We start from the raw sequence: 8,800 nt of genomic DNA, 5'->3' as shown, positions 1-8,800 counted from the left end.
ACCTAAATTGTGAGATTTAGGAATCACCGTCCTTCTAGGGCGGTGAGGATGTCAAGGATGAATACCGTAATTTCTTCTTGTATGGGTATGGGGTATAACGAGAAGGTGCGATCGCTATTTTGACTCTATCGCTATGTTTAATTTTCCCATGGGATTGATTGCTGGGGCAACTTACCCGTTTCGCGCTCTGGGTTTGTTGGTGAATCAGCCAAAATTGCGCGGTTATGTGATTGTGCCGATTTTAATTAATATTTTCATTGGTATTGCCCTTTATGCGGGTTTGGTGTTTCCCAGTTTAGAATTGGTGGAAACCTTGGTCGATCGCTGGGCCCTTCAGTGGAATGAGTGGATCGGTGCTTTGCCGGTGTGGTTAGGGTTTTTGGCTGGGTTGGCCGTTGTGGTACATTGGCTGTTGAATGCTTTGCTGCTGCTGGTGTTATTCCTGGTTACGGGCTTTTTATTGGTGCAGTTTGGGGCGATTTTAGGTTCTCCCTGGTACGGTCAATTATCAGAACAAATTGAAAAAACGCGCCTGGGACAACTGCCGGAGATTAATACCCATCCGTTGGCGATCGCCCAGGATATTTGGCGAGCCATCCTATTTGAGCTGAAAAAACTGCTGTTGATGGCGATCGCCACGATTCCCCTGCTCCTGTTCAACGGCATTCCTGCGATCGGAACCTTGATCTTTAGTATCGGCAGTTTAACCCTAGCCACAACCATCGTTTGCCTAGATTTTTTTGACTCCCCCTTAGAGCGCCGACGACTTCCCTTCCGGAAAAAGTTAACCTTAGTTTGGCGCACCTTTCCCGCCAGTGCCACGTTTGGTTTAGTGTGTTTTGGCTTAGTGAGTGTTCCGTTTATCAATATTTTGACCGTTCCCCTGTGTGTATCTGGGGGAACGCTCCTGTTCTGCGATCGGATTTGGCCCCGTCACTTTACCCAAGAGCGAGCCAATCTCTCAACTCAAAATTGAGTTAATCCCCTTAAAATCAGCCGATTGACTAAATCCGGATATTCATCATGGGGACAATGACCCGCATTCGGAATCGAGATAAACTCAACATCTGCACGGCTTTGAGCCAAACGACGATATAATTTCGCCCCCGCAATCGGAGTCCAAGGGTCATTTTCTCCCCACAAAACCAACAAAGGCTGTTTCACCTGGGGTAATAACTCTTCTGGTTTTGGCCCCGGAGGAGCAGTCAGTACCGAAGCAAACACCTGTTGTGCCCCAGGATCGCAGGATGGTTGATAGAGCAAATCCACCAACTCATCTGTAATCGCCTCGGAAGACATATACACTTGATGGAGCGTCCTGCGAATGCGGTGTTTTTGTCGTACCTGATTAAACATCAATGGCCCGGTTAGGGGAGAACTGACCAAATGAGTAAACCCTCCCATGATTATCCGTAAGGGAAAATTCAGTTCTTCAGGACGGTGGTTTAACCCCCCCGCACAGTTAATCAAAACTCCAGCCTTTCCCCGCTCTGGCGATCGCGAGAGAATCATTAAACTCAGCAGTCCACCAATCGAATTACCAATCCATACGCTGGGCTGTTGAATATGGGTTTCCCAAAAGTCCTGAAGTAGGCTATACCAGAGGTCTAGGGAGTAGGTTAAGGCGGGTTTATCTGAAGCTCCAAACCCCAGTAAATCTAGGGCAAACACTTGATATCCAGCTTGGGCTAAGGTGGGGATATTTTTGCGCCAATGGCCTATACATCCCCCAAAACCATGGAGTAAGACCAGGGGAAGACCTTGGCCTTGAACCGTATAGGTAATCTGGTGGTTCTGCCAGAGCCAGGTTTGAGGGGTGAAGGGATTTGCGGATAACAGTTGAGAGGTCACAGCGTTTGAGAGAAGATCGGGTGTGCTGATGAAATTTTAACCCCTTTTGACCCTTGAAGGCGTTAAGGTAGAACTAGGCAAACCGGCCATAAGGCCAGCGATCGCATGGTTGATTCCTAGAATATGCCATATCATAAGAAGTAATACCCTAAGTCCTCCTAATTTCAGTTTCCCAACTCCTGGCTCTTAGATTCCTAAAATTTATGATAATTAGCTGTAATGATTTAGAACTGTTCTTATAATTGGACTTGGCAGCTTTCACCCCCTTCGATCGAAAAAGATGAGTAAGTCTTCTAATCCTAAGCCATGTCCACAACTTTTAGTTGTCGATGATTTCCCAGAAAATCTTCGTCTACTGAAAACTGTTTTGCAACAACAAGGGTATGAAGTTCGTTTAGCAGCTAATGGTAAATTTGCCCTCACCAGCCTTGACCATTTTCAACCCGATTTAATTCTTCTAGATATCATGATGCCTGAAATGAATGGGTATCTTTTTTGTCAAAGTCTCAAGAAAAATCCCCAAACTTCTGATATCCCCGTTATTTTCTTAAGTGCCCTTCAAGAAGGTATGGACAAGGCTAAAGCGTTTCAACTAGGAGGAGCTGATTACCTGACTAAACCCTTTCAAGTGGAAGAACTCTTAGCTAGGGTGAAACATCACCTTAAGTTGAGAGACCTACAGAGAGAGTTGAAGTTAAAAAATCAAGTTTTAGAGGTCAAAAATAAGGAGCTACAAAAAACTCAGAGAGAAATGAGTTTAATGCTAGATGTCACTAAAATTATTAATGATGTTCTGGACATTAATGCAGCAATTTCTCAGGTTTTAGAGCGAGTCTGTTCTCATATTGTTTGGGATCATGCAGAAGCGTGGGTTCCCAATCAGGAAGAAACGTTATTAACTTATACTCCTTGTCTAGAAGAAGGAGTTGCTCGGTTTCAAAATTTCCAGAAGAAAAGCGCACAGATAACCTTTACTCTGGATGAAGGTTTGCCCGGTAGAATTTGGCAATCTCAAAAACCCGAATGGATTAAGGATTGTTCTAATTGTGAAGATCGTTTATACATTCGCAAGAATTTAGCGAAACAGTCAGGATTTAAGTCTGTTTTTGGCGTGCCTATTATTTCTAATCAAAATCAAAAAGTTTTGGCTATTCTTGTTTTTTATAAATTAAATATTGAAAGTTGCAATGATGAATTGGTGGATTTAATTCAAGCCGTAGTTAATCAACTGGCTTCCCCTTTAGAAAAATCAAAGTTATATCAAAAACTAGAAAAAGTCAATCAAGAGTTAGAATACTTAGCCCATCGAGATGGATTAACTAAGGTGGCGAATCGGCGTGTTTTTGATTCTGTATTGGAACAAGAATGGTTGCGGATGAAACGTGAAAAAACTTGTTTATCCTTGGTTTTATGTGATGTTGATTTTTTTAAAAAATATAATGACTTTTATGGACACTTAAAGGGAGACGATTGTTTAATTAAAATCGCTCAATGTTTAACGAAAGCAGCCAGAAGACCAGGGGATTTAGTGGCTAGATATGGCGGAGAAGAATTTGCCATAATTTTACCCAATACCGATCCTAAAGGTGCGTCTGAGGTGGTGCGTTGTGTCCAAAAAGAAATTGCTAACTTGCAAATTCCTCACCAAACTTCTGAGATCAATCAATCTATCACATTAAGTTTAGGCATTAGCAGCGTAGTTGCTAAAGATATAGGCTCAAGCAAGTCTCTCATTAATGCTGCCGATCGCGCTTTATATGAAGCCAAACAATTAGGCAGAAATCAATTTTGCTATCAGCCTCTAAATGACTCATAAGTTAATCTGTTGTGACTTGAATAAATCTGTATTTTCTAAGGCATTAAAATGAGGTGTCATGAATCATAAACTCTGGAGGAAGTACAAAAAATTAGTGTTTGCGATCGGGGGGATAGTGATTGTCGGCTGGCTAATTTCTTTTCTATTCTGGGCATCATCTCCAGAGACAGTTCGTGTCAACAGTTCACCGGTATCTATTCATCGAGTTGCAGATAGGGGGTGTCCTGCGGTTGATTCAGCCCTAGAAAATAATCCGATCGCCGCCTTCTACGGAAAAGAGGCTTATCCCTGGAGTAATCAGTTACCTTGGGGTTGCGTTTATGATATCACGGATTTTCCTGGAGAAACCCGCGATCGCCAATTTGAGCAAGCCAAAGCCGCAGCCTTGGCACAGGGAGGAGGGGCGATCTATTTCCCGGCTGGAACCTATGAATTTACAGATGACTTGGTTTTAGACGATCGCATTATCCTTCGTGGAGAAACACCGCCGAGCGCCGAGGCAAAATCGGATGACTTCCAGCCTCCCTCCCGTCTGGTGTTCCCCCAATATCAACCCCAATTCTCTGGAGACGGAACCCCCAACGACACCGCATTTAAAACCATTCGCACCGCTCACCCAGAAACCGATAGCAATCTGGGATTAGTCTATTTAGACATCAATCGTGCAGGTGTGCAGATTAAACCGGATTTAGCCTCAGCCCAGAATCGTAATATCATTCTCTTTGGCCTTCGTAGCAATAATGTGGCTTATCCTGATGGTAGAGTGCCCGATCGCTCCTTCCAAGACGGTTGGATGCGGTTTAGCGATCGCTTTACAGCCAATTTGAAGGTGAATGGCTATGAAAACATTTTAGTCGCCAATAATCGCCTCAACGACCAGATTACCGATACTTACGAGCAACCGGGATATAAAGTTAAAAGCTTAGACAAGAAAACCATCATTACTTATTCTGAAGGCGATCGCGTCCCCTTTGATTATAGTGCCCATCATGGCATTGCCGTCAATCGCTCCGGCCAGTTCGAGTTAGCCGAAACTCCCACCACTCAACCGGGATTATTTCGCCAGGGAATTATCATCCGCGATAATTGGGTTTATCATACCATGCGTACAGGAATTCAAGCCTCTGGTCAAGGATTGATCGTGAAAGATAATGAAATTCACGATAAACAAGGAAAACAAGTCTGGAGTCACCCCACCGGATTAACCCAACCGAGAAATGCTAATACCTATGAAAATCGGGGGATTGATTGGTCAGGTCATCAAGTCACCATTGAAGGAAATGAGTATGAAGTTTATCGCCATCAAATTATGGAGAATCGCTATTGGAGCGTGGACGGAGAAGGGATTTTAATTCAAGAATGTTGTGGAGGGACTTCGGTTAATGGGGCAGTGATTCGGGGCAATCGAGGAAATGCGTATATTGGCATTTATAAAATTCCTGAGATTGAAAATGTGACCATTACAGATAATATCCTCTTACCCGCTCCCATTGGAGAGTCCAATATTTATGTCAGTGCTGACACCAATCGGGGCGAAAATCAGATGAATCATGTCAGAATTGAGAATAATCAAGTCCATGGCAATATTGTGGCTAAAGCTTCTCAAGGAGGGCGAGGAAATTCAATTATCAATAATCAGTCCACAGGTCAGGGAGTTTTAGAGTTTTCTTGTCAAATCTCCGTCAGGGGCAACCGGGGATTTGAGCAAAAAGAATGCTGGTGATGATGCTCTCTCCCTTCGGCTTCGCTAAGGACAGCACCCACAGGAGCAGGAGTCAGGGGATGAGGGGCAGGCCGTTTGGGGGATCTATAGCTAGTCTAAATGAATTGTGCAACAGGAAATGCCCTCTCCCTATATCCCTCTCCCAAGGGAGAGGGACTTCTGCTCCCCTTCTCCCTTCGACTTCGCTCAGGACAGCGCCTATATAACCTTGAATTCTCATTAAGAAATGGCACAAGCTGTTCTGAAATTTGATATAATTGCAGGTCGATCTATCTGATTCTCAAAACTCATTAGAACTACTCATTCTTTGCGAATGACTCCCACCCATGAAATCAATAAAAACCTTCCTGATTCTCAGTATAACAACTTTGTTTAGTGTGCTGGTTTTTTCTGCTTGTAGCCCAACCCAAACTCCAGACACTTTAGTTATGGGAACCTCTGCTGATTATCCTCCCTATGAATTTAAAGATAGTACAGGAGGAGAAGAACGGATTATTGGTTTTGATGTTGACATTGCCCAATATTTAGCGGATTCTCTGAATTTTGAGCTAAAAATTGAGGATATGAACTTCGATCGCCTCATTTCTGCCTTAGAAAACAATGAAGTAGATTTTGTCATGGCGGGAATGTCTCCCACACCAGAGCGCCAAGCTAAGGTAGACTTTACCGATCTCTATTATCAAGCTTCTAGTATTATTCTCATGCCCAGAGGGGCAAATCTTAACCTGAAAGAGGACGCACAAGGCAAGCGGGTGGGGGTGCAAGGGGGATCGATTCAAGCGGATGCAGCTAAAAAGATTACTGATATTGAGTTAGTAGAGTTTGATAAAATTGGGGAAATTATCCAAGCAGTGAAAGCCAAAACCCTAGATGCAGCGATTATCGAGTCCACGGTAGCGGAGCGCTATGCTTCCGCGAACCCGGATTTAGATTTTACCCAATCCTTTGACACCGAATCGAGTGGATCGGCGATCGCCCTTCCCAAGGGTTCACCCTATACCGAATCCTTTAATCAAGTCTTAACCGAAATGAAAGAGACTGGAAAAATCAAAGAACTCATCCAGAAATGGTTTAGCTAACTCAACCCTATTACCTATTACCCATTGCTCATTGCTTAAACGTCTCAAAATCTGGACTGCACTTCTGCCCCGTAAACTATCTTTACGGGTTATTTTAGTTGTGCCCTTTGTGCTGCAAGTTTCCTTAGCCGTCAGTTTAACCGGTTGGTTTTCCCTTCGCAATGGACAAAAAGCGATTAATCAAGTCACGACTCAACTGCGGGCAGAAATTACCGCTCGCATTGAGCAGGAACTCGCCACCTATATTCATGATTTATATTTAGTCAATCAAATTAATCAAGATGCCGTAACTCTCAACCTGCTGAATCTAGAAGATCCTCAGCAACTGCAAGCCTATTTTGGCAAGCAGTTACAAGCCTTTGAAGCGATTAGTGCGCTGAAGTTTAGCAGCGAGGAAGGGCAATTTTTAGGCTTAGAGCGATCGCCGGATGGATACCTGCTATCCTTAGCCAACCCAGACACAGAGCAAGCCTTAGAAACCTATGAACTCCATTCTTCTCAAGAAATCGGAGAACTCCTGTCATCCACCCCAGACTATGATAGCCGCCTAGAATTATGGTATGAGAATGCCATTCAAGCCGGAAAAGCCACTTGGGGAGGGATTTACACCCATCTCGGTTCAGAAACCCTAGCCACTACCGTCAATCAACCCGTTTATACCAACAAGGGCAAACTCTTAGGAGTATTTGGGGCGGAATTTCGACTCTCAGAAATTAGTGAATTTTTGCAAGCATTAAATATTAGTCCAGGGGCAGAAGCCTTTATTTTAGAGCGTTCCGGCTTATTAGTCGCCAGTTCCACCCTAGATCGTCCCTTTCTCGTCACCTATGGCACAACCTTAAGAATTCAAGCCACCAATACCAGCGATCGCCTCATTCAATCCTCTGCCCAATATCTGCAAGAAGAATTTGGCACTTTAGAAAACGTAAAAACCACGGAAAAATTGCAATTTTTGCTTGCAGGAGAGCGACAATTTTTACAAGTCACCCCCTTTCAAAATGCCCAAGGCATCGATTGGCTGATTGTGGTGGTGGTTCCAGAAGCCGATTTTATGCAGCAAATCAACGCTAATACGTGGATTACGATTCAACTTTGTGCGATCGCCCTCTTCGTCTCCCTTTTACTCGGCTTAAGAACCTCCCGTTGGATTACCCAATCCTTACATCAACTCATTCAAGCTACCGGGGCGATCGCCAAAGGCAACCTCAATCAACACTTACCCCACTTCTATCTGCGAGAATTAGAAACCTTGCGCCGTTCCTTTAACCAAATGTCCCAACAACTGCGCCAGTCTTTCCAAGCCTTAGAAACCGCCAACCAAACCTTAGAAGAACGAGTCGAAAAGCGCACCGAAGCCCTCAAACTCGAAAAAGAAAAAACCGAGCAAGCCCTACAGGAACTCAAGCAAACCCAAGCCCAACTCATTCAAACTGAAAAAATGTCCAGCTTGGGGCAAATTGTTGCCGGAGTCGCCCATGAAATCAACAACCCGATCAGCTTTATTTACAGCAACTTACCCCATGCCAAAGAATATTTAGAAGGATTGACCGAATTGATTGAACTGTATCAAAAATACCATCCGGAAGCCGCCGATGAAATCAATCAAAAAACACAAGACATTGACCTAGAATTTATTGTCGCAGATTTTCACGACTTAATGATCTCCATGCAAAGTGGAGCCGATCGCATCCAGAAAATCGTCTTAGGCTTGCGAAGTTTTTCCCGGTTGGATGAATCCGATCAAAAATGGGTGAATATCCAAGATGGATTAGAGAGCAGCTTAATGATTCTACAAGCTAATTTACAATCGATTCAAGTCATTGAAAACTATACCAGAGTCTCCAATGTATTTTGCTACCCCAGTGAAATCAATCAAGTCTTTTTCCAGATTCTAGAAAATGCCATAGATGCCCTATCTGAAGCTGATATTATCGATCCGACTCTATGGATTGAAACCCAAGACCTCTCAGAAGATCGGGTGCAAATTCGCATAGCTGATAACGGCCCGGGAATTGAAGAAAGCTTGCGATCGCGCATTTTTGATCCCTTTTTTACCACCAAACCCGTCGGCCGGGGAACCGGATTAGGTCTCTCCATTAGCTATCAAATTATTGTCGAGAAACATAAGGGTCAACTCCTCTGCAATTCCATCCCTGGAAAAGGAACCGAGTTCTTGATACAATTACCCATAAAATCGAGTTAATATCATTAATACAGCACTTTGCTCTGTTATGGAATACAGGGTTAAACACTCAAAACCTCTTGCCTATTGCCTTTTGCCTATTGCCTATTGCCTATTGCCTATTGCCTATTGCCTATTGCCTATTGCCT

The 8,800-nt window shown here is 43.8% G+C and carries 6 protein-coding genes; 5 read left to right on the top strand and 1 reads right to left on the bottom strand.

The annotated features are described in order from the left end of the window. Window positions 1-133: 133 nt before the first annotated feature. On the top strand, window positions 134-976 hold the full coding sequence (locus PMG25_RS20855) for an EI24 domain-containing protein (RefSeq protein WP_283768824.1): 843 nt from the start codon (window positions 134-136) through the stop codon (window positions 974-976). Here the strand turns inward: PMG25_RS20855 and PMG25_RS20850 are convergent. Then, window positions 967-1,851, bottom strand: a complete 885-nt coding sequence (locus PMG25_RS20850) for an alpha/beta fold hydrolase (RefSeq protein WP_283768823.1) — start codon at window positions 1,849-1,851, stop codon at window positions 967-969. The two genes, PMG25_RS20855 and PMG25_RS20850, sit on opposite strands and share 10 nt — an antisense overlap. 280 nt (window positions 1,852-2,131) lie before the next feature. On the opposite strand from PMG25_RS20850, the gene PMG25_RS20845 reads away from it, so the two are divergent. The 4 genes from PMG25_RS20845 (at window position 2,132) to PMG25_RS20830 (ending at window position 8,672) form a co-directional block, all read left to right on the top strand. After that, a complete protein-coding gene (locus tag PMG25_RS20845; RefSeq protein WP_283768822.1) occupies window positions 2,132-3,667 on the top strand; it encodes a diguanylate cyclase domain-containing protein in 1,536 nt (511 codons plus the stop codon). 58 nt (window positions 3,668-3,725) lie between these two features. Then, window positions 3,726-5,390: a hypothetical protein gene (locus PMG25_RS20840; protein ID WP_283768821.1), complete on the top strand. Its 1,665-nt coding sequence runs from the start codon at window positions 3,726-3,728 to the stop codon at window positions 5,388-5,390. A 326-nt stretch (window positions 5,391-5,716) separates the two neighbouring features. Then, on the top strand, window positions 5,717-6,469 hold the full coding sequence (locus PMG25_RS20835) for a transporter substrate-binding domain-containing protein (RefSeq protein ID WP_283768820.1): 753 nt from the start codon (window positions 5,717-5,719) through the stop codon (window positions 6,467-6,469). Between the two features lie 31 nt (window positions 6,470-6,500). After that, a complete protein-coding gene (locus PMG25_RS20830) occupies window positions 6,501-8,672 on the top strand; it encodes a sensor histidine kinase (RefSeq protein ID WP_283768819.1) in 2,172 nt (723 codons plus the stop codon). The last annotated feature ends 128 nt before the right edge of the window (window positions 8,673-8,800 follow it).

The sequence above is a fragment of the Roseofilum capinflatum BLCC-M114 genome (assembly GCF_030068505.1).
Classification (GTDB): Bacteria; Cyanobacteriota; Cyanobacteriia; order Cyanobacteriales; family Desertifilaceae; genus Roseofilum; species Roseofilum capinflatum.
Note: the sequence above shows the minus strand (reverse complement) of the source record. Positions and strands in the feature narration are given on the sequence as shown.